General features: G+C 66.2%; 1 protein-coding gene. It reads left to right on the forward strand.

The features are described from left to right. Positions 1 to 36: 36 nt before the first annotated feature. Positions 37 to 317: transposase (locus L8H00_RS18690; RefSeq protein ID WP_242098868.1), on the forward strand; the 281-nt coding region annotated here is incomplete at its 3' end.

Raw genomic sequence — 317 nt, forward strand, 5'->3', positions numbered from 1 at the left:
GCCAGGGGCGGTCGGCCGCCATACGATCCGGTGGCGATGTTCAAGGTTTTGGTCCTCGCGGCACAAAACACCGTCAGTGACGCCCGCATGGAGTTCCTCATCCGCGACCGGCTGAGCTGGCTGCGGTTCCTGGGCTTTGATCTGGGCGCGGTTACGCCGGATGAGAACACGATCCGGCTGTTCCGCGAGAAGCTGATCCGCGCCGGCGCACTCGATGCGCTGTTCGCCGCCTTCGACCGACAGCTGCGGGACCGTGGCTATCTACCGATGGGCGGACAGATCGTCGACGCTACCCTCGTCGCGGCCCCCATGCAGCG

This window comes from Sphingomonas sp. CROZ-RG-20F-R02-07 (assembly GCF_022662335.1).
Classification (GTDB): Bacteria; Pseudomonadota; Alphaproteobacteria; order Sphingomonadales; family Sphingomonadaceae; genus Sphingomonas.